Genomic DNA, 21,857 nt, shown 5'->3' with positions numbered 1-21,857 from the left:
GTTTTCAGTCTCTATTTCCTAGCCAATTTCTTCAACGCTAAAAAAAATGAGCGAACGGACAGTAATAAGTTATGAGTTTGTTTTATCTCCCTCTACTCCTTACTCTCCAAAAATTCATTCGCCGCCTTCTCCACAGTCGTACCTTTAAAGAAGTCACGATTCAGACTGGTGTATAACTCCAAGGGATGAATTGACAGGAAATATTGCAAATCTTCTTCGCTGATAATCTTGCGTTCTACCATTGAATAAGTATTAGCTGCGATCGCAGTAATATCAGGTACATCCCAATGACCAGAATCGGAACCCAAGAAAGCTTTAACACGATCGCCATAAGGGTTAGCTTTCCGGTTAAAAGCTTGAGCTACACGGGTATCATCTGATTCTGTGCCGAAGTAAAAATGATTCAAAAAGCGATCGCGGATATCTTCTGGCTTGGTAATTCCTGCAACGGCGAATTCATCTAAATCACCTGGTTCTAACGGCGCTACTAACTCAGCGTGGAAACCTAGACCACTACCTAGTTGATCCAAACGACCATGTACTAATTCACCACCATAACGGGTATAGAGTTCTAGCAATTCTTCGCGATCGATATTAGCGGGATTGTTATTTTCCACCAAATGATCTTTATTGCGGGTATCCCAGTGCCAAATTAAATCGGTGTACAAACTAGCACCCCAAGCTGAACCTCCTTCTAAGAAAGCAAACTTGAGTGTGGGGAAGCGGTGAGTTACACCACCAAAGAATAAAGATTTACATAATGCTTCCGCAGCCGATGCAAAATGACCAATATGGTTGTATTGGTAATTGCTAATGGAACGCCGATTTATCCAACCCATACCGGAAGAGTGGGTGGTGGGTACAACTTTCAGTTCTACGCACTTTGCCCAGAAAGGATCGTAATCATATTTGCTATCCAAGCCAAAGGTATCAATCCAAATAGCTTCGTTGGCGACTTCTTCGCCATACTTCTCAAAGGCAGGAATGGGCCGGCGGATATGTCCGGGGATTTGAATTGCTTTGAGTCCTAGCACTTTCACCGCATATTCCAATTCTGCGATCGCTTCTTCGGGCGTATGCATGGGGATGGCAGCAATGGGTGTTAAGCGATCGCTATAAGGGCGGAAAATATCAGCGTGATAGGTATTAGCTGCACGACAAACAGCCCGCCGCATCTCTTCATGACCGATGTGTGGGGCCATCGTTGCCAAATTGGGGTACACAACGGCAAAGTCTGTACCAGCTTCTTGCAAGCGTTCGTGCAACAACTTTGGCAAACTAACGGTAGCTAAATTTAAAGCATCGTTAGTGGGACGAGTCCAGAAAGGAGGACGGGCGGTGCGGTAAGTGCGGCGTTCATCCCAAGATTGCTTAAACCATTTAGAGCGAGATGCACCGGGTAAGTGTTCTTGGAAACGCTCTGCGATCGCAGTTCCAGCAACTTGCTCTAAATAGTCTAAGAATGCTGGGGGAAATTCTTGGGTATGTACATCAGTATCAACGATCGGATAACCCAGTTTTTCCCGAATTTGAGCAGACTTGGTTTTTCTGGGACGTTCTAGTGCAATAGTCATAGCATTTTACCTGAATTTTTAGATAAATTAGTCAAAAGGCAGGAGCCACGAGGAAAACAAAAAGCCTTTGAACCTGGAAGTTGAGCCTTTGAACCTGGAAGTTGCACCTTTGAGCTTGGAAGTTGAGCCTTTGAACCTGGAAGTTGAGCCTTTGAGCTTGAAAGTTGCACCTTTGAGCCTGGAAGTTGCACCTCTGAGCTTGGAAGTTGCACCTTTGAGCTTGGAAGTTGAGCCTTTGAACCTGGAAGTTGAGCCTTTGAGCTTGAAAGTTGCACCTTTGAGCCTGGAAGTTGAGCCTTTGAGCTTGGAAGTTGCACCTTTGAGCTTGGAAGTTGCACCTTTGAGCCTGGAAGTTGCACCTTTGAGCCTGAAAATTGCGCTTTTGAAAGACTTAATTACAAAAATTTGTTTTTCTTGCTCAAAAAAGTTACTGATTTCTGCCTCCTCATCTCCCTCATCTCCCTCATCTCCCCCACTTCCCCACTCCCCACTCCCCACTCCCTATTTCTCTTCAGCAACCCAATCAGTTAATTTAAAGTCCGACTTTGCTAAACCCTGCGAGACTAAAAATTTCTTTGTTCCCTCTAAAAGTTTTACTCCCTCGGCTGGTAATGGTTCTTCTGATACCTGTTTGAGTGGGAACGATACTTTTATAATATCGATGGGATATTTAGTAGTTTGAGCATGATACTGATAATATTCTTCAGAATTAGCTTTTAAATCCTTGGCTGCTTCTGTGAGAATTGCATTAAATTTCTGTGGAAAATCAGGCTGTTTTGCCAGAAAACTTTCAGTTGCTACAACTAATGATGTCCCTGAAAGACCTTTATGATTTGCAGAAGAATCAATCACTGGAAACCCTTGTGATTTCAGAAAAGGCCCCAGATCGCTTGAGGTTGCATAAGCAGCTACATCACCACGTTCTAAAGCAGCTTTTGCCTCAGTAGTCATCAAGTGGACAACTTTTACATCTTTGGCAATTTTAGCTTCAGCTAACAGACCCAGCAGGTATCGATGCATATAAGAACCTTTTTGGGTAGCTATTTTTTGACCTTTAAGTTCAGCAAGCGATCGCGCACCATGCTTTTTCGCCACTAACCAAGCAGTTGTATTAAATTGGCTAATCCGCAGCAGTCGGGTTTCCTGACCCCTAGCTCTCAAAACTATGGCTGGTGTATCGCCTAAAGAACCAACATCTAATTTACCTGCGACAAGCGCCTCATTTAGATCCGGCCCGTTAGGAAATCTTGCAAAAGTAATGTTTTTAAATCCCACTTTTTGCAACTCACGTTCTAATATTCCCTTTTTCTTTGCCCAACCAAGCGATCCTGTAGGTTCTGAACTACCTACATAACCTATTCGTAGGGTAGAAATTTTATTAGATGTAGCGACATTGTTGACATTAACAGCCTCAATGGATTGAGCAGATTTGGTTTCGCCTTGGCTACATGCTGTAGTTAGTAGCAGTAGAACACAAGCCACTGAAGTTGATAATCTGGAAGTAAATTTATTTTTACTGATAGAACCTGTTACTACTGGTAACGACAGCATGACTATTTTCTCCGCCGTATTATACGCTCGCCGTGTGTAACTTTCTCTTAGACCTAACCCCCAACCCCTTCCCTACAAGGGAAGGGGAGCAAGAATCAAAGCCTCTCTCCCTGTGGGGGAGAGGAATGGAAGCGGGGTTCTAAGAATAAGTTGCACATCACGTTACTATTTCAACTGCTTCAAAATTTGGAATGTTTGATCGGCTTTTGCTGTTGATGTACGTTTGTGTCCCCAACCGATGTTTTCCCGGTAACTACCCAGTAGCCCAACTTCTGCCAATTCTGCCTCGTTGACTGAAGTTTTCATATCGCTTTCTGGTGCTACATAAAGAGCATCAACTGGACAATACAATTCGCACATATAACAGGTTTGACAGTCACTCTGTCGAGCAATGGTTGGCGGACCATCTGGCACACGGTCAAACACGTTGGTTGGACAAATGTTCACGCAGATATTACATTTTATGCACCGCGATTCGCTGACCAACTCAATCACACAACTGCTCCTATTTTGAATTTTAGATTTTGGACTTCGACTTCGCTCAGTCGAACGATTTTAGATTGGGAAATATCTTCTGCATTCAGTAGCGGCTGACTCTTCACCCAAACTCGATCTAATCCGCCACTAATCAGGTGATGTTGCTGGTTAGCATCAAGTTCTGGATAATCTTGATGTTTGTGCATCCCACGAGTTTCTTTACGTTCAATGGCACTGCTGTACATCCAGCGTGCTGTAGCTACCATCGCCGCAGCTTCTCGCGCTCTGGGAAGCTCTTTCTCTGATGTTACCTGGCTACTGCGGAGTTCTTGCCAAAGATGATTTAGCTTACCCAAAGACTCGGTTAAGCCTTGTTCTGTACGGAAATAGTTCTTTTCGTAAGGGAATACTTCAACTTGGACTGCTTGAATCACTTCATCAGTTGCCAAGGCTTGAGAGCGATCGCTCCCACTCTGTAATCCTACCTCTCCAACACCCTTAACATGACGTTGAGTTTTGTATTCTCCCAAACTGCGGCTATATTCGGCAGCCGATTTCCCCGACCAATAGCCAGAAGATATTGCCCAAGCCGCGTTGTGACTACCACCGCCGGTAAATCCGCCACAAATCAGTTCGCGTGTGGCTGCATCTCCAGCCGCATAGAGTCCCCGTACAGAACTAGCACAACTCTCGTCTACAATCCGAATTCCTCCCGTACCGCGCACAGTTCCTTCTAGGCGCAGAGTCACAGGGAAACGTTGAGTAAATGGATCGATACCCGCACGGTCAAAGGGTAAAAAGAAGTTTGGCTGTGCTAAACGCATAGATGGCCGCATCGATTCTGCTGCTTTGTCTATGATGGCGTAAACTGGCTGTTGCAGTAATGTTTGGGCAATTACTGACCGTCTATGAGAACTTGCCCCCGGAATTACAGTCCCGTCTTCGGAGGTGAAAGTTGCCCAATTATAAAACAGGGTTTTGGTGACTGAAGAAAAGGCGGGAGAGATGCCATAAGCATTGGAAAATTCCATACCCGACATCTCGGCACCTGCCTCTGCCGCCATTAAGTAACCATCCCCTGTCAGGACGTTGCATCCTAACGCTTTGCTGAGAAATGCACAGCCACCTGTTGCGATAATTGTGGACTGCGATCGCACTATCCATTTCTCACCAGTCTGACGGTTCACACCTGTTGCACCACCAACAGCACCATCGTCATCAACCAGTAATTCTAAGGCGGGGCTATTATCTAAAATCTTGACTCCAGCGCGTTGAATTTGCCGCCGCATCAGCCGCATATACTCAGGCCCTTGCAGCGATCGCCGATAGGGTTTGCCTTCATCGTCGGTAGGGAAGGGATAACCCCACTCTGCTAACTGATTGACGTTTATATAGGTCTGATTCAGTACTCGATCCATCCAATTGCGATCGGCTAAAAACCCACCCAACGATTCTCGACTCGCCTTTGCAGTTTCTCGTGCATCTGGATCGGGTGGCACATACCACACACCATTACCAGATGCCGCAGCGCATCCAGTCGTACCACAATATCCTTTGTCTACCAGGACAACTCTAGCTCCACTTGATGCAGCACTCCAAGCTGCCCAAGTTCCAGCCGGCCCACCTCCAATCACCAGCACATCTGCTTCTAAGTCGAGTTCAAAATCGGTTGTTAACGTCTTCAGCATTTACAATTTCCCCCCCATCTATAAAGTCTTAAGCATCAAGTCTTCACCCCATCGATGCTGCAAAATATTCAGAAATCTGTTTACCCATTTACTTGAGGATTTCTCAGTAGCCTCGATTTATGGCTAATTCAACCAGACCAGTTAAAATACTTTATCTCGACCAACGAACCGTAGTTTATTTATATATAGAAGTGTTTCACGATTTGAGATAAAAAGCAAGCTTTTTAACAAATTCAAATGTAAATTTATCAAAACAGAATTCAGGGATCAGGACGGGCTAAACGTCGCGCTAGCGCTAACAGAATTAAGAATGAATTCTGTACAACTGGCGGATAGTGAGGCCGCAAGCGGTAGAAGTGTCTTAAGAATCTTCATCGCTTTTAAGGTGGGGAGCCTCAACTAGTTTGTCACCATTATGTGTTGAATTGGGAGATTTGGAATAAAAGCCCCCTACCTCTGCCAAAGTATAAAGGGGTCTAGCTTTAACTTCTTCATAGATACGCCCTATATATTCGCCTAAGATGCCAACACTGACTAACTGCACAGATCCAAGAAAGAAAATTGCCATCAAAATAATCGTGAACCCAGTTAAAGGCGAATGGGGGAGAAAAAGCCGCCAATACAAGATTAATAAAGCCATGAAGATGGCCGCCGCCGCCGCTAATAAGCCTAAGTAGGTTGATAACCGCAGTGGCACTATCGAAAAAGATACTAAACCATTAATGGCAAGGGCCAAAGATTTGCTGAAAGTGTATTTAACTTCCCCAGCAAAGCGGGGATCGCGCTCGAACCGAATTGCTGTTTGCTGAAAGCCAACCCAAGAACGCAGACCACGAATATAGCGGGTGCGTTCTGGCATAGAATTGAGAATATCTACGATTTGCCGATCCATTAAACAAAAATCACCAGTATCAGTAGGAATATCTACATCTGCAAGCTTCTTGAGGAGGCGATAAAAGTAGTAGGCAGTAAAACGCTTAAACCATCCTTCCTTGAGGCGTTGAGTCCGTTGAGCGTAGACGACCTGATAGCCCTGTCGCCATTTTTCAATCATGTCTGGGATTAGTTCTGGCGGATCTTGTAAGTCAGCATCAAGAATGATAATAACTTGACCCCGGACAAAATTAAGACCAGCAGTAACTGCAATTTGATGACCAAAGTTACGAGCAAAGCTCAAGTAGCAAATGCGCGGATCTTTTTGATGGAGTTCTCGCAATAGTTGTAAAGAGCGATCGCGGCTACCATCATTGATTAAAATTAATTCGACAAGACCATCTAGCCGATTCATTACTGCACTCAGCCTGCGGTATAGTTCGGGTATAATTTCTTCTTCGTTATAAATTGGAACAATCAATGAATACTTTGGTATCATCTAGGAATTCCGTTTAATTTTGCAACACCAAAGCTGAGAGACTGCTTCTCATGATAAAGGGTTTGGTTATCAGCATACTTAGCAAGATTCAAGTCAGATTGTTATAGTTTATTTATTCTTCGGGTTGATGTCATCTGAAGAGTCAGATTCTTTAAGGCTTTCTACAGCTTTTTTAGGAAAAGTTCGACGATGGCGATACCAAGTAGACCCTGCTACCAGTATTCCAGTTAAGCCCAAGGCGAGTACTAGCGGCAAAAAATCACCTGTTTTGACTGCTTTTAAACCAGAACTACCTAGTAGTACAAAAGGTAAGACACTAGGAACAGTACCAAGTGTTGTGCCTAGAACATAATCTTTAAAGCTAATCGAAGTCAGTCCAGCAACAAAGTTTACCAAGCCATAAGGCATGATTGGTACTAGTCGGATAGCAAACATATAAAAAAGCCCTCCACGCCGTACCTCAGCATCCATCGCTTGCCAGCGTCCTGCTAGTCGTTTTGCAACTGTTTGTCGTCCAATGGTTCTAGTAAAAACGAAAGCAATTATTGCTGCAATAACTGCTCCAACACTAGTCCAGAAAGTACCCAGCCAAGGGCCAAAAATTGCACCTCCAGTCAAATTCAACACTGTTGAGGGCAGAACTAACATAGTTGCCACAACGTACAAACCAACATAAATAATAGGTGCCCAGATACCAGAAGATTTCAGCAAAGCCTGAATTTGTGCTGGTTCAATGCCGCCAATCAGATATACTGCTATACCAGTTGCAATTATGCAACTCAGTGTGAGTAGTAAAATACCAGTTTTCAAGTTCCACACTAGAACTCTACTCCTACTTTTTTTGTAACATAACCCATCTTTCGCAAATGTCCCCTTTAATTAATACGCTTGGCTTCATGAAAAATTGTAGGTTGGGTTAAGCAAAGCGCAACCCAACAAAGCCCCAGAAATGTTGGGTTTTGTTCCTCAAACGCCACTTGCTGCCCTGCGGGAACGCTAAAAGCGAACAAGTCGAAAAACCCGCCCAACCTACGCAGTTTAAGGGTTTATGGCGCTAACCCAAGCGTATTAACCTATATCTTTAGTTTTCACTGGTTAAAACCTAAAGACAGTACGAACCCAAGCAAATAAACTATCAGGATTGCTGGCATCAGAGTTCGGTGCAGTAATCCAGATGAGACCCGGTGTCACCTCAATATTATCTCCGATTTTATATTGGTAAAATGCCTCAACGTGCAGGGAGGTATCTTTATCTGCTTGGCCCGCACCTGCTCCCAAATCTACATTTTGACTTAGCCTGGTGAGTTTCGGCTCCATACCAACTAAAACCCCCCCTAAAGCACCTTCACTAAAAAGATCCGGGAATGCCAGTCCTACGGCCCAATCCATTGCATTACCATCACCGCGCCCCAAATAGCGGTGTGATCCATAACTTACCCACCCATTAATTGCCAACTTGGAATTAACTTGATAGAACGCCTGTAGACCATAAAGATTGGCTACAGTTCCCGCTCCAGCCACGGTGCTGTTTACCAGGTTACTACCGACTGCTGGGCCAAAATTTGTTCCACTAAAACCTATGGTATTTGGTGGGCTATAGGTATTAACGTAAGTTGCCGCCACCCGAAAATTTCGATTAGAAGAGTAGTATATTAACTGTGCTAAAGCTAAATACCTACCTTTAAATAAGCCATTATTAGGTGTCGGATTGTTACCGTTTGGTGCGCTGTAGGCTAGCCCCAATTGAACCTGTTTGCCTAATCCCTGGAGTATGGCAATTCCGGGGCCGCTATCTCCATAGTTATAGACCAAAGATCGCCGTGAAAATCGTGAAATCCCATTAGCACCAGTCGCAGAAGACGATTCAAAATATGGGTTAATCGGGCCAGAAAGACCTATTTCACTAGCTCCATCGGACAAGGGATAAATGTTGACTTGGGTATTTGGATAAGGTAGAAACCGATAGCGAACACCACTGAGAATAAGAGTGTTGCGTGCAAAAGTAATACTGGAGTTATCAGCAGTTCTTCCCTCATAAGTTCCCACTAATCCAGCTCTTGTTTGTCCTAATGATTCAATATTTCCCCCTCCTATTGTTATAGCTAGTGAATCTTTACCGTTAAAACTGGTGTTTAACCGTAAAGAAGTTGAGCCTTGAAGTGTGGCATTGTGAGGTACTGGTCTCTTGGTGACGACGTTATTGCCTGTTATAAGTTCGCCAAGAACAATCTGCGCTCGACCTATAAGTTTAGTGGTGGTTGTAAACTGATTTGCCTCTAACTTCGCAGTCCGCGTTTCCAAGTTATCTAAGCGTCCCCGAAATTGAGCAAGTTCTGGAGAAAATTGTTCTTGTAGTTTTTTGATGACATCCAAGTCTTCCCGTTTGACTAAATCTGTCGTCGAAGTCGCTATTAATTCATTGAGACGATCTAAAGCAGCATTCAACCCAGCTGCAAATTCATACCGTGTTAGGGCACGATTCCCTTTAAATGTGTCATCTGTATATCCAGCAATTACACCGTAGCGCTCCACTAAAGACTGTAATGCTTGAAATGCCCAATCTGTGGGCAAAACATCTGACAATTGCGAGACGGATGTCACTTGTCCCGCAGAATTATTTGTAGCTTTTTTATTAGTCGGCGGTGCAACTTCCAACAATTGCGAGACAGGTGTGACTCGTTCTGAGTTTGTAGTCTTTTTACTAGTTAGCGGTGGAATTGAAGAAGAAGGTAGGAGGTGAGACAGCGCGGTCTTGGGGGTTTCCCCCATGAGCGACTGCGAACCCGAAGGGCAGGAGCCAGAAGCCAGGAGGCAGGAGGCAGGAGGGGATTCGACCTCTCCTGACCCTTTGCCTCTTGCCTCTATCGTTGAAGTTTCTAGTGTTTGATTGACAATTGCTTCTGGAGCTTTGTTCACTTCTGCTTCAGCAGTAGATACATCAGATTTAGGGAGTTCAGCGTGACTTTTAGTTGGATAAAAAATCAGAATGGCTAGAATATCTAGCAACAAGATCAGGAACATTATGTATCTATAATTAGAGCGAAAATTCGACATTACTCTTGAACTCCTCAACCTGAAAAACGAATAAATTGGCTCTAGCTTTGACAGAGAGACTAGCAGAAATTATTGATGAAATATTCGTGCTAAACCATTAGTTAATGAGTTAGCAAAGGTTCCCCCAGTGAGAAAACTGCAAATCCCCGATAAATATCGCAACCATTACTAAGCAGTTGAATGTAGATTCCAAAATTTATACGAAATTCTCAAAATAAAATTCAAAATTCGGTTTGGTATTGGAGTGCGATTGGTGAGATCGTGCAACAAAATTCATCAATGGCTACTGACATCGACTAAAGCTTGAATTTAATGCAAGCTATTAATTGACAATTAACATTAGCTGAATACACTAATTTGTAAGCAGCTAGGTTTCACAATCTGAATTGTTAAGAAAAGCCGATAAAACGATAAGTCGATAGGTTTACCGGATTTTACGTAAAATTATCTTTGCATAGAGCTTGTTACAATGCAAGACCCAGTATTTATCCATGAAGAGAAAATATATCAAAATTATTGGCTGGGTCAACTCAACCCAAGCAACTGCGATCGCGTAGCGTGCTGTAATCGTATAAGTAGGTCGGCACAATTAAAGCTAACTAGTGAAGGTTGTCATTTGTCATTTGTCACTTGTACTGAGCGACTTGTGCCGAGCGAAGTCGAGGTAAGTCGAAGTATTGGTCATTAGTAAGGGCTTGAAGCCTATTTATGTTTCGTAACATACTGGGGTTTTTTCGCACCAACTTACTTAGCGTGCCGTAGGCAATCGCCACAGATAGTCACTCGGTAAAAATTCCCTAAGTTTATTTATGGGGATTCCTCCTGCCTTCTGCCTCGATTAAAAGTTGTATTTTCCAACACAGCAATTCTGACTACAAAAGTGTCAAAATTATCCACTAAGGAGTTCGTTATTCAGGCAGCCCTTTTTTACTAATGGTTAAATTAGTCTTGATTTTTAGATAATATCGGGTAGAATTTGTCTATAAAATACGGCAATTCGATCGGATAATCGTATATTAAGTTCTCATACCCTGATAAATATGCAAATTCTCTGGTTTATTCCTACTGGATCTCATGACGGACGCTATTTAGGTACAGATATTGGCTCTCGTGTTGCCACACCTGATTATTTGCAGCAAATTGCCCAAGCTGTAGATAATTTAGGCTACACGGGCGCATTGTTACCTACAGGGAATTCTTGTGAAGATGCTTGGATAACTGCCGCCGCTTTTATATCTGTCACCAAGCAGATGAAATTTCTCGTGGCAATTCGTCCAGGAATTACTTCTCCAGGTTCTGCTGCACGGATGGCAGCAACATTTGATCGGATTTCTAAAGGAAGACTGTTAATCAATGTGGTGACAGGTGGAGATCCGGTGCAACTCGCTGGGGATGGCTTGCATCTTAGTCATGACGATCGCTATGATTTAACCGATGAATTTCTCACCGTTTGGCGGGGTATCGTCAGTGGGGAAACAGTGGATTTTAAGGGAAACTACCTGGATATCAAAGGTGGTAAACTCTTATTCCCACCAGTCCAAAAACCCTATCCACCATTGTGGTTTGGTGGCTCATCTGCGGCTGCAAAGCGGGTTGCTGCTAAACATATAGATGTTTATCTAACTTGGGGCGAACCTCCACAGCAAGTTGCTCAAAAGATTGCTGAGGTTAAACGACTGGCGGCTGAACAAGGTAGAACAGTCCGCTTTGGGATTCGGTTGCATGTAATTGTGCGAGAAACCGAATCTGCGGCTTGGGATGCAGCCAATGAGCTAATTAAGTATGTGGATGAGGATGCGATCGCAAACGCTCAAAAACACTTAGCTAGTTCTGATTCTGAAGGACAGCGACGGATGAGTCAACTACATAGTGGTAGTCGAGACACCCTAGAGATTAGCCCCAACCTGTGGACAGGAATTGGATTAGTGCGGGGTGGTGCTGGTACAGCCCTAGTTGGAGATCCCGACACGGTTGCCGCTAGGATGCTGGAATATCAGAATTTGGGCATAGAAACCTTCGTATTCTCTGGATATCCCCATTTAGAAGAGGCATATCGCACGGCTGAATTATTATTTCCACGTTTACCTTTGCATAGGGAAACTGCACCGCTAACGCCACCAGTATTGAGTACTGTTAGCGAAATAGTTGCCAGTGAAAAATTTGCTAAACAACTAACGAGTGCTTCATGAATAATTCGTAATTCGTAATACTTCGGCTACGCTCAGTACAAGTTCGTAATTCGTAATTAAAGAGCAAATTACGAATTATGTTGACGATGCTTCTAGATTCATCTTTGGAATAATTTAAAATCTAAAACCCCATGACTATTACCCTGAAATACACCAAAAGAAACAATAATATATCCCTGAGTGAGGTATTAGAAAATCCACAAATCGATAAAATAGTTCCCTGGATTGTGCCCGTTCTAATACTAGTACTTTGGGAATTTGCTTCCAGAACTGGTTTACTTTCAACCAGAATTTTACCAGCCCCAAGTGGCGTAATCGCTACAGCCATTAGACTAGCCTCCACCGGAGAACTTTTTCAACATATAGGAATAAGTGCTGGGCGGGCGATATCTGGTTTTATAGTTGGTGGCAGTATTGGGTTCGGTTTGGGATTGCTCAATGGCTTTTCCCGTCTGGCAGAAAAGTTATTGGATAGTTCCTTGCAAATGCTCCGTACTATCCCTAATTTGGCATTAATTCCCCTGGTAATTCTCTGGTTTGGCATTGGCGATCAGGCTAGATTATTTTTAGTGTCTATGGGGGTATTTTTCCCGTTATATCTTAATACATTTCATGGCATCCGCAGTGTAGATCCTGGACTGATTGAAATGGGAAAAGTCTATGGATTAAAAACACCACAACTTCTGTGGCAAATTATTTTTCCAGGAGCCTTATCTTCAATTCTCGTCGGTGTCCGTTTTTCTTTGGGGATTATGTGGCTGACATTAATTGTCGCAGAAACGATCGCAGCAGATTCTGGACTTGGTTATATGGCAATGAATGCCCGTGAATTTATGCAAACTGATGTTGTGGTTTTGAGCATTGTAATCTATGCACTGCTGGGTAAATTAGCAGATGCTGTTGCCAGAGGATTAGAAACCAAATTCTTGGCTTGGAATCCCAACTATCAAAAGTCTTGAAGGAGACAGGAGGCAGGGCGCAGGGGGCAGGGGGCAGGAGACAGGAGGCTGGGGGCTGTTATGATTTTATCTAAGTTGCGAATTCAGAACCCACAATAGGAAGAGCCACAAAATTTAATACAGCAGTTTGCAAGTAAGTGAGGTACAAAACGCAAGGCTCACACATCAGATATAAAGAGTTTCTACCTCCTGCCTCCTGCCTACTGCCTCAAAACCCGTAACTTTGTACCTCATGCAAAAGAAAACTGCTGTATGTCACCAAATAATTAAATCCCAATTGTTCTAAAAAAATGAGGTTTTGCAAGTGAGTTCTAATGTACAAGGTACACAACTAAGTATTTTGGATTTGACAAAAGCTTTCGGTAAGAAAACTGTTTTAAATTCGCTGAATTTAGAAGTTGAAGCGGGTGAATTTGTCGCTATCGTCGGACGTAGTGGTTGTGGTAAAAGTACCTTATTGCGTCTGGTGTCAGGATTAGATAAAGCAACTTCAGGCGGAATACTACTGGATGGAGAACCACTGCGTAGACTCAGCCGCTCTGTAACAGTGATGTTTCAAGATCCCCGCTTGCTACCGTGGAAGCGCGTTGTTCAGAATGTGGGGTTAGGCTTGGAAGGTAATTGGTGTGAAAAAGCTTTGTGGGCACTCGATAAAGTCGGACTCGAAGATAGGGCTGATGAGTGGCCTTATGTCTTATCTGGTGGACAACGGCAACGGGTGTCATTGGCAAGGGCATTAGTCAGTCAGCCCCGTTTGTTGTTGTTAGATGAACCTTTGGGAGCATTGGATGCTCTAACTCGTCTAGAGATGCAAAATTTGATTGAAAACTTGTGGCAAGAACGGAGATTTACTGCATTTTTAGTGACTCACGATGTAGAAGAAGCTGTGGCGTTGGCAGACCGAGTGATAGTGATTGATGAAGGACAGATTTCTCTCGATCTATCTGTGAAACTTTCACGCCCACGAGATAGAAATAGTGAAGTATTTATCAATATCAGAGAAGCAGTTCTCCAGCGAGTCATGAGCAATGAAAGTACTCAGTCAAATAACCAATTGTTGCAGTTGAGTAGTTGAGATTTACGTTGGTTGATTAATATAATGCTTGAGGTAGCTGTGGTAAAATAGGCTACTTCGAGAATCAATATTATTAAAATAATTCGTAATTCGTAATTAAGTTTTGCAATTGGGATTTACCGCAAAGTGCGGTCTTGGAATCTCCCCCACCGCAAAGTTTGTCACGCTTTAAAAGCGAGGTACTTAGACCCCTCAAAAATGTTAAATGTGATAAGCTAATCAGCATTTAAGTTGCATAATCGGGGCGCTCATGTTGCCCACCCCACAATCATATTGGAAAAATATTAGTGCAAATTAAAGGCGCAACAGCTTAGTAGCATTTTTGATTCTAGAGATTGTATCTATAATTAAAAATAATTATTAATTGTGCATAAGTCCTATTGACTTTTAATCTTTCTTTTGCCTCTGTGCCCTAATATCCAGTCCCTTTGAAAATTTAAAATGAAATGGGAGAGTAGCAAATGGTGAAACTAATCTTACCCGATCATCTTATTGCTGATATTGAACCACATCTGCCATCTGATATAGATGTTGTGGAGGTGGATAGTGAAGGTAATCTTGATGGTGATGCCAGTGATGCAGAAGTTTATGTCAACGGATTTTACTTGAAAGCTTCTACCCTTGACAAAGTGCTGACAGCAGCGCCCAGGCTGTGTTGGCAACAGTCGCCAAGTGCTGGGGTGAATCACATTCTCACGCCAAATTTTTTGCAAAAGGATATTATCCTCACTAATGGCGCAGGGGTTCATGCGATTCCAATTTCGGAATTTGTACTGGCATTCATGCTCTATCACGCTAAAAATCTGCGGAAATTGCAAACTTTGCAGGATGAACACACCTGGGTAAGAGGAGTGTTTCTCGAAGAGTTAGCAGACGCGACTTTATTAATTCTCGGCACTGGAAATATCGGTCAAGCGATCGCATCTCGCGCTAAAGCTTTTGGTGTTAAAGTTTGGGGAAGTCGCCGCCATCCCGAACTCCTACCGAATTTTGACAAGATTGTTGGTGCTGATGAATGGCGATCGCTGCTACCAGCAGCCGACTATGTAGTAATTGCCACACCACTAACCCCAGAAACTAAAGGCTTGATCGATGAAGCCGCCTTGCGCTCTATGCGTCAATCTGCTTATTTAATTAATATTGCTCGTGGTGCGATCGTCAATGAAACAGCATTGCTCACCGCACTAAGTGAGGGATGGATTGCAGGGGCTGGATTAGATACAGTCGCTACAGAACCTCTGCCACCGGAAAGTCCTTTGTGGTCTTTGCCAAACGCCTTTATCACACCCCATTGTTCAGCCCTATCACCGCCACTGAGAGAGCGCATAGCACAACTGTTTATCGACAATCTTAAACGTTACCAAACCGGTCAACCCTTGCGGAATGTCGTAGACAAGAAGGCAGGATACTGATTGGGCATTGAGAAGAGACAGTGTTCCTACCCAGTACTTCAATCAAGTAATTACAAAATCAAATAAATGATGAGCCATTTCTAATTTAGAACAAGGTGCGATCGCTAGCTGATTTCCTTGGCTATCTAAAAATATCGCTTGATTATTATCGCTACCGAAACCACTATCAGGTTGATCGATGGGATTGGCAACAATCGCATCAAGTTTTTTATTCTGTAATTTTTCTAATGCAGGCTTGACAATACCCCCAGTTTGTGCTGCAAAACCAATTAATATCTGATGCGGCTGTTTGAGTTTTGCTAATTGGGCGACTATATCCGGTACTGGTTCCAGGGGTAAAGCTTGGGGGAGCGATCGCTTGGGCAATTTTTCTGTACTATAATTTTTTGGCTTCACATCTGCCACGGCTGCTGACATAACAATTACATCAGCGTTGGGTAAATATTCCAACATAGTGTGCTGCATTTGCTCGGCACTAATGACGGGAATTGCTTGCACTCCCAATGGTACATCCCAATTAGCTGGGCCATGTACTAGGGTGACGTTTGCCCCTCGGTGAAGTGCAGCTTGCGCTAAAGCTAATCCCATTTTACCTGTGGAAGGATTACCAATAAACCTTACTGGGTCAAGAAACTCTCGCGTTCCGCCAGCACTAATTAACACTCGTTTACCGACTAAATCTCGTTTACCTTGAGTCTGTAACAACGATTGGATGTGAGCCAAAATTTCTGGAGGTTCTGCTAATCTACCAGCACCGATGCGATCGCACGCTAATAAACCTGATGCTGTATTCATCCCATGATATCGGCTATCAATCAATAGCTGTTGCCAATTTCGCTGCACCGATAGCTGTTCCCACATATCCGTATTCATTGCGGGTGCTAACAGCACGGGACAAGTAGAAGCCAGCACGGTATTTGTGAGTAAATTATCAGCCATCCCGTAGGCTAGCTTTGCTAATGTATTAGCTGTCAAGGGAGCAATTACCATGATATCTGCCCATTCACCCAACCCAATATGCAAGGGACGAGAGTGAGTTGGCTGCCAAAAATCATCATCTGTGTAGGCGGGATGACGAGATAGGGTGGCTATTGTCAGAGGAGTGATAAATTCTTGTGCCGAACGGGTGAGGATGACTCGCACTTCCACCCCAGTCTTAAACAGTGTCGAAACCAGCTCACAAATTTTGTAGGCGGCGATACCGCCACCTACACCTATTAGAACCCTGTTCAATTTTGGATTTTGGGTCGCACCTTTGGTGCGCTGACAGCGCAACTTGGATTTTGGATTTAAAGGAGATTGCATTGGTACTTTCGGAGTAAGCAAGTGATAGATTAACCCCTGATAATCTCTGATTGTATCCAGTTGACCCCAATCTAAAATCGTTCGACTGAGCGTAGCCGAAGTCTAAAATCCAAAATTACTAAGCTTCATCGTAGGGTTCCAAGTCTAAGAGGTAGATATAGGGTTCAACTAACTCTGGACGCTGAAATGCGATCGCTCGTAATAGATGCCAATCATTTAAACCATCAAAAGCATTACTGTAATTATCCAGATCCAGACGTGTAGCCAGTTCTTCTACTTCTGCCGCAGTTATGGCAGCAATTTCTTTCCTGGAAATGCTTAGAGTTGTCATAATGCTCGCCCCTCCCTTATGCAGCACTCGCCTTCAGCATGGGTTAAGTTGCGCTGAACGCAGCCACCCTATATATATTACTCATTAGAAGGCATGGATTTCGTGAAAATTTTCAGCATTTATACCAGAATTTATAAAAAATTCGTAATCCTCACTAGCTAATTGTATTGACAACGAAATTCCGCAGCACCTTTAACGTTTGTGGATTTATTTCATGCCCCATGTCAAATTCATGGTATTCTGCCGCCACTCCTAGAGATTTTAAAGTTTCTCGTGCCTTTACAGCAGCTTGCAGTGGAACAACTTCATCATATTTACCGTGGCTGATTAAAATCGGCGGAATATTTCTTTGATTTGCCGTTAGTGCATCAGGATGTAAATACCCACTCATGACAACTAAGCCTGCTAGGGGCAATTTTGAGCCGACATCTAAAGTCATTGCTCCACCTTGAGAAAATCCACTTAAAATGGTGCGTGACAAAGGTATGCCAGTGGTACTTTCTAAAGATTGCAAAAAATCTGTTAGCAGTTGCCGACTTTCTGCCAATCCTTCATACATATTCTCCACCCGCAGGTCATACCATGCCCTCCCGATAGGGGAATAGGGATAAGGATAAGGTGCATTGGGTAATATAAACTGGTAATCAGGTAAGTTGAGCAAGGGTAGCAAAGATGCGACATCCTCAGCATTAGCTCCCCAACCATGCAAAGTCACAATTAACCCTGCGACGGGTTGAGAAGTTCCGGGGGAAACGGTAATAAATTGTAAAGACAGAGGTTTACTCCCAAAATTCTACTTTTCTAATAGATCCTAAACCACGTCTATCTTGAATGTAGTTCAACTCTAATGAATAAGGATTTGCCCTCATCCCCCAACCTATCCCCCAGATATGGGATTCGGGGAGCTAGAATTTCAAAGTCCCTCTCCCAGATATGGGAGAGGGATTTAGGGTGAGGGCGAAAACTACGGTTCTCAACTTAGATGAGGTTTATCTCTTCAAGCAGATTTAGTATTTAGCCTTAGCCTTTGAAAATGATGTCGTACAGTGACAGCAGAATCTCCACCACAATCAGAATCACCACATACCACTCTACTCGTTGGCTACTGCTATGCTGCATAAACTCTAATACTGTTTGTGCAGTTTGGGTAATTAGCTCTAGTTTGCGTTCCAAGGCATTGTGACGCTCACGAATTTCGTATTCATCCTCCAAGCGCAGATATAAGTTTTCTAGCTGTGGGGATTCCCAGAGCAACTCTGGCTTATCAATGATCTCAACTCGACCTACAATCTTATGTTGAACTAACAGCGCAGTCCCAAGTTGACGCAGTAATTCCCGGCTCTGCCGTCTTCCCCTGTGTTCACGCTGGAGACTAGCTGCAAACGGTTCAATTTGATCGAATACAGTCGCTAGGCTAGTTTCATAATGAGACAGCACAACACTTTTAGCAAGAATATCAGCCACTATCTGCAAGCGTTCTACACTAAATTCATGCAGTAAAATTTTTCCTTCCTTAACTCTCTCACTCTCTGCAATGTTGAGATGAATTTCCACCTCTTCTGTCTCTGGTTCGGCAAAGGAGCCACTAATTTGAGAAGATAGTTTAGTGAAAAAGGCTACCTTTTCTACAGGCTCAAGGTTAAACAGGACAACTGCGCCATAGTTTAGCAGTACCGCACAGCCGTGTTCACCGACTGTAACCATTAATGGCATAGTCGCCACGCAAACGTAATTCTCCAATGTCTGTAAGTTAATATCCTTACCAAGGAATAGGGCCTGCGCTCTAAATCTATCTGTATCATTAAAAAGGAGTTTTTGCATTGTCGCCCTATTTGCTTTTCTGCCTGCTGATCTTGGAGGGTAGCGATGTCTACGACGGGCTACGCCTACGCAATTAATGCCTGTTATCGGAGATCGCTACAATCTCAGCTTACCAATAAAGCTATCTAGCACTGCCGAAGGTGGGCTTGTATTTTGACACCTTAACTTGCAGATAGAATCTGACCGGAATTAATGGGATTCAAAGATGTCAGAGCGATCGCTTCTTGGCAAATCTTAAAGGCTATTCCATTCTTATAACTTGATTTCCCGCTCTAGAATCACCTCAACTTCCCCAATCATCATCCGCAATTGCGGTACAGAATACTCATCATTAGAGGGAATAGTTAGGCGATGTTGGCCATAAACCAAAATTATGAGGTGGGATATGACAGTATTGCGCTCCTCGCCGTGGTATCAGGAAATATTTCAACGCGGACAGCAAGAAGACAGGCTATCAAGCATTGAATTAACCCTGGAAGTAAAATTTGGTAATGAAGGATTAAATTTCATGCCAAAAATCTCTCAAATATCTGATATCGAGCAACTAAAAGCAATTCAACGTTCTATTCTCACAGCCGAGACTCTAGACGAACTGAGGCGAATACTCGAAACGTCAGCGAGTCGAGTGTTTTCGCCGCAATGAGCAAGGGTTGTGGGTTTTACAATCTTATACAGCAGAACATCAATCATTTCGACTCAACAGCGTGGATTTTGAGGAAACAATGGCATCGCTTTACGAAGATGTAGTTTTTGAATAATCAATTATGATGGGGCATTCGGCGCGATATTTAGTAAACTATATAACTGATAAGCCTTGAAAGCTTCCTAACCAGGTGGAAGCGTTGATAAAAGCAGGCACAATTGATTAAAAAAAAGTTATGGCGCTCATAGTTCAGAAATACGGTGGTACATCTGTCGGTTCAGTGGAACGCATTCAAGCTGTCGCACAGCGTGTTTATAAAACTGTTCAAGCTGGAAACTCTCTGGTAGTAGTGGTTTCGGCAATGGGCAAAACCACCGATGGACTCGTCAAACTAGCTAATGAAATTTCTCCAAATCCAAACCGCCGGGAAATGGATATGCTACTTTCTACTGGCGAACAAGTAACTATTGCCTTACTTAGCATGGCTTTGCAGGAACTCGGACAATCCGCAATTTCGATGACTGGCGCTCAAGTAGGAATTGTTACTGAAGCGGAACACAGCCGCGCTCGAATTTTGCATATTGACACTACTCGCCTTACTCGCCACATAAATGCAGGTAAAGTAGTTGTTGTAGCAGGGTTCCAAGGCACATCCAACGTCGGGGAAATGGAAATTACAACTTTGGGGCGCGGTGGTTCTGATACGTCGGCAGTGGCGATCGCAGCCGCATTAGGAGCAAATTTTTGTGAAATTTATACAGACGTTCCAGGGATTTTGACTACAGACCCCCGCTTAGTTGCCGAAGCCCAGTTGATGGATGCTATCACCTGCGATGAAATGTTGGAATTAGCTAGCTTGGGTGCAAAAGTGCTGCATCCCCGCGCTGTGGAAATTGCTCGTAACTATGGTATTCCCCTTGTAGTTAGGTCTAGCTGGACAGATGAACCAGGTACTTGGGTAACATCAGCCCAACCTCAAGGGCGATCGCTAATCAATCTCGAAATTGCCCGTCCGGTGGATGCTGTAGAATTTGACACCGACCAAGCAAAGGTAGCTTTGTTGCGCGTACCCGATAAACCAGGCGTAGCAGCCAGGTTATTTGGCGAAATTTCTCGGCAAAAAGTAGACGTAGATTTGATTATTCAGTCAATTCATGAAGGTAACAGTAATGACATTGCCTTTACTGTCACCACACCTATATTAAAACGAGCCGAAGCAGTAGCCGCAGCGATCGCCCCAGCCCTGAGAAATCCATCTAACCCCAAATCTGACGAAGCCGAGGTAATGCTAGAACATAACATTGCCAAAGTCAGCATCGCTGGTGCAGGAATGATTGGCCGTCCTGGTGTGGCTGCAAAAATGTTCGCCACCTTAGCCGAAGCTGGCGTGAATATTCAAATGATTTCCACCAGCGAAGTAAAAGTAAGTTGCGTAGTCAATGCCGCAGAATGCGATCGCGCCGTCATAGCACTCCGCACCGCCTTTGAAATAGAGGCAGGGGGAAAGGGGACAAGGGGACAAGGGGGACAAGGAAGAATCATTGAAGAGACTTCTCCCTTGTCTCCCCCCTCTCCCTTGTCTCCCCCCTCTCCCTTGTCTCCCCCCTCTCCCTTGTCTCCTTCCACTCCTCCCGTTCGCGGTGTTGCTTTAGATTTGAATCAGGCGCGTCTTGCTATTCGCCAATTACCAGATCGTCCAGGGATGGCGGCGAAGTTATTTGGATTATTAGCGCAACATAATATCAGCGTTGACATGATTATTCAATCTCAACGCTGTCGGGTAATTGATGGTGTTCCCAGGCGAGATATTGCCTTTACAGTCTCGCGGATAGATGGGGAAAATGCCAAAAAAATGCTTACTCAAGTAGCGGCAGAGTTAGGATGGGGTGAAGTTGTTTTAGATAGTGCGATCGCTAAAGTGAGTATTGTCGGTGCAGGTATGGTGGGACAACCAGGTGTTGCTGCAAAAATGTTTGAAGCGCTAGCCCAACACCAAATTAATATTCAAATGATTGCCACCTCAGAAATAAAAATTAGTTGTGTCGTAGCACAAGAGCAAGGTGTTAAAGCTTTACAAGCTATTCATGCCGCTTTTAGACTAGCTGGTAGTGAGAAAGTTGTCGTACCAGCGTAAAATCTGACTGAATAATTCGTAATTCGTAATTCGTAATTCGTAATTCGTAATTAACCACGTGGTCTATTTACTGTTCTGGTAAGTAAGTAGGCGTGAATAATTAAAGGTTTGTAGTAAGCGGCTCTAGCCTTTAGAGGATGTTTTAAAAGTGTTTTGCTGTGACTTTAGGCACTTTTAGATCCCCCCTAACTCCCCTTTTTAAGGGGGGAACTGGAATCAAAGTCCCCCAATTTATCGGGGAGCCACTGCGGTCTTGGGGTCTCCCCCGCCGC

19 protein-coding genes and 1 pseudogene are annotated in these 21,857 nt (G+C 43.8%); 8 read left to right on the top strand and 12 right to left on the bottom strand.

The window, feature by feature from the left end:
* Positions 1-92: 92 nt before the first annotated feature.
* The 8 genes from HWQ36_RS28630 to HWQ36_RS28595 all read right to left on the bottom strand — a co-directional run bounded on the left by HWQ36_RS28630 (position 93) and on the right by HWQ36_RS28595 (position 9,716).
* Complete coding sequence (locus HWQ36_RS28630) at positions 93-1,574, bottom strand: amidohydrolase family protein (RefSeq protein WP_292709139.1); 1,482 nt, start codon at positions 1,572-1,574, stop codon at positions 93-95.
* 27 nt (positions 1,575-1,601) lie between these two features.
* A complete protein-coding gene (locus HWQ36_RS28625; RefSeq protein WP_292709137.1) occupies positions 1,602-2,072 on the bottom strand; it encodes a hypothetical protein in 471 nt (156 codons plus the stop codon).
* Positions 2,073-2,075: 3 nt separating this feature from the next.
* Complete coding sequence (locus HWQ36_RS28620; protein WP_292709135.1) at positions 2,076-3,125, bottom strand: ABC transporter substrate-binding protein; 1,050 nt, start codon at positions 3,123-3,125, stop codon at positions 2,076-2,078.
* 165 nt (positions 3,126-3,290) lie between these two features.
* Complete coding sequence (locus HWQ36_RS28615; RefSeq protein WP_292709133.1) at positions 3,291-3,620, bottom strand: ferredoxin family protein; 330 nt, start codon at positions 3,618-3,620, stop codon at positions 3,291-3,293.
* Positions 3,617-5,290, bottom strand: coding sequence for an FAD-binding protein (locus HWQ36_RS28610; RefSeq protein ID WP_292709130.1), 1,674 nt, complete (start codon positions 5,288-5,290; stop codon positions 3,617-3,619). Before HWQ36_RS28610 ends, HWQ36_RS28615 begins: the two co-directional genes overlap by 4 nt.
* 361 nt (positions 5,291-5,651) lie before the next feature.
* Complete coding sequence (locus tag HWQ36_RS28605) at positions 5,652-6,662, bottom strand: glycosyltransferase family 2 protein (RefSeq protein WP_292709128.1); 1,011 nt, start codon at positions 6,660-6,662, stop codon at positions 5,652-5,654.
* A 108-nt stretch (positions 6,663-6,770) separates the two neighbouring features.
* Positions 6,771-7,481, bottom strand: a complete 711-nt coding sequence (locus tag HWQ36_RS28600; RefSeq protein WP_292709126.1) for a TVP38/TMEM64 family protein — start codon at positions 7,479-7,481, stop codon at positions 6,771-6,773.
* 276 nt (positions 7,482-7,757) lie between these two features.
* On the bottom strand, positions 7,758-9,716 hold the full coding sequence (locus HWQ36_RS28595) for an iron uptake porin (RefSeq protein ID WP_292709124.1): 1,959 nt from the start codon (positions 9,714-9,716) through the stop codon (positions 7,758-7,760).
* A 469-nt stretch (positions 9,717-10,185) separates the two neighbouring features.
* Here HWQ36_RS28595 and HWQ36_RS28590 point away from each other — a divergent pair, with 469 nt between their 5' ends.
* From HWQ36_RS28590 to HWQ36_RS28570, 5 genes are all read left to right on the top strand, one after another.
* Entirely contained in the window at positions 10,186-10,404 is a 219-nt protein-coding gene (locus tag HWQ36_RS28590) for a hypothetical protein (RefSeq protein WP_292709121.1), read from the top strand.
* 352 nt (positions 10,405-10,756) lie between these two features.
* Positions 10,757-11,905 (top strand): FMNH2-dependent alkanesulfonate monooxygenase, encoded by a 1,149-nt coding sequence (gene ssuD / locus HWQ36_RS28585; protein WP_292709119.1) that lies wholly within the window; start codon positions 10,757-10,759, stop codon positions 11,903-11,905.
* Positions 11,906-12,036: 131 nt separating this feature from the next.
* Complete coding sequence (ssuC, locus tag HWQ36_RS28580) at positions 12,037-12,864, top strand: aliphatic sulfonate ABC transporter permease SsuC (RefSeq protein ID WP_292709117.1); 828 nt, start codon at positions 12,037-12,039, stop codon at positions 12,862-12,864.
* Positions 12,865-13,168: 304 nt separating this feature from the next.
* Positions 13,169-13,939: an ATP-binding cassette domain-containing protein gene (locus tag HWQ36_RS28575; RefSeq protein WP_292709115.1), complete on the top strand. Its 771-nt coding sequence runs from the start codon at positions 13,169-13,171 to the stop codon at positions 13,937-13,939.
* A 461-nt stretch (positions 13,940-14,400) separates the two neighbouring features.
* Complete coding sequence (locus HWQ36_RS28570) at positions 14,401-15,351, top strand: D-2-hydroxyacid dehydrogenase (protein ID WP_292709113.1); 951 nt, start codon at positions 14,401-14,403, stop codon at positions 15,349-15,351.
* A gap of 42 nt (positions 15,352-15,393) precedes the next feature.
* Here HWQ36_RS28570 and coaBC read toward each other — a convergent pair whose 3' ends face one another.
* The 4 genes from coaBC to HWQ36_RS28550 all read right to left on the bottom strand — a co-directional run bounded on the left by coaBC (position 15,394) and on the right by HWQ36_RS28550 (position 18,808).
* Positions 15,394-16,656, bottom strand: coding sequence for a bifunctional phosphopantothenoylcysteine decarboxylase/phosphopantothenate--cysteine ligase CoaBC (gene coaBC, locus HWQ36_RS28565; RefSeq protein WP_292709111.1), 1,263 nt, complete (start codon positions 16,654-16,656; stop codon positions 15,394-15,396).
* Positions 16,657-16,774: 118 nt separating this feature from the next.
* Positions 16,775-16,987, bottom strand: coding sequence for a DUF2555 domain-containing protein (locus HWQ36_RS28560; RefSeq protein ID WP_012412287.1), 213 nt, complete (start codon positions 16,985-16,987; stop codon positions 16,775-16,777).
* A 154-nt stretch (positions 16,988-17,141) separates the two neighbouring features.
* Positions 17,142-17,747 (bottom strand): alpha/beta hydrolase, encoded by a 606-nt coding sequence (locus HWQ36_RS28555; protein ID WP_292709158.1) that lies wholly within the window; start codon positions 17,745-17,747, stop codon positions 17,142-17,144.
* A 260-nt stretch (positions 17,748-18,007) separates the two neighbouring features.
* Positions 18,008-18,808, bottom strand: a complete 801-nt coding sequence (locus HWQ36_RS28550) for an RMD1 family protein (protein ID WP_292709109.1) — start codon at positions 18,806-18,808, stop codon at positions 18,008-18,010.
* A 385-nt stretch (positions 18,809-19,193) separates the two neighbouring features.
* Between HWQ36_RS28550 and HWQ36_RS28545 the strand changes: the two genes are divergently transcribed.
* From HWQ36_RS28545 to HWQ36_RS28535, 3 genes and pseudogenes are all read left to right on the top strand, one after another.
* Positions 19,194-19,451: a hypothetical protein gene (locus tag HWQ36_RS28545; protein ID WP_366829861.1), complete on the top strand. Its 258-nt coding sequence runs from the start codon at positions 19,194-19,196 to the stop codon at positions 19,449-19,451.
* Positions 19,414-19,566: pseudogene (locus HWQ36_RS28540) on the top strand (Uma2 family endonuclease); the annotation flags it as partial. The gene HWQ36_RS28545 and the pseudogene HWQ36_RS28540, both read left to right, overlap by 38 nt.
* 120 nt (positions 19,567-19,686) lie before the next feature.
* Positions 19,687-21,585 (top strand): aspartate kinase, encoded by a 1,899-nt coding sequence (locus HWQ36_RS28535; RefSeq protein ID WP_292709107.1) that lies wholly within the window; start codon positions 19,687-19,689, stop codon positions 21,583-21,585.
* The last annotated feature ends 272 nt before the right edge of the window (positions 21,586-21,857 follow it).

Origin of the sequence: Nostoc sp. NMS2 (assembly GCF_017115105.1) — a bacterium.
In the GTDB taxonomy this organism is placed as follows: domain Bacteria; phylum Cyanobacteriota; class Cyanobacteriia; order Cyanobacteriales; family Nostocaceae; genus Nostoc.
The sequence above is the reverse complement of the archived record's forward strand: the minus strand, read 5'-3'. Positions and strand labels throughout refer to the sequence as shown.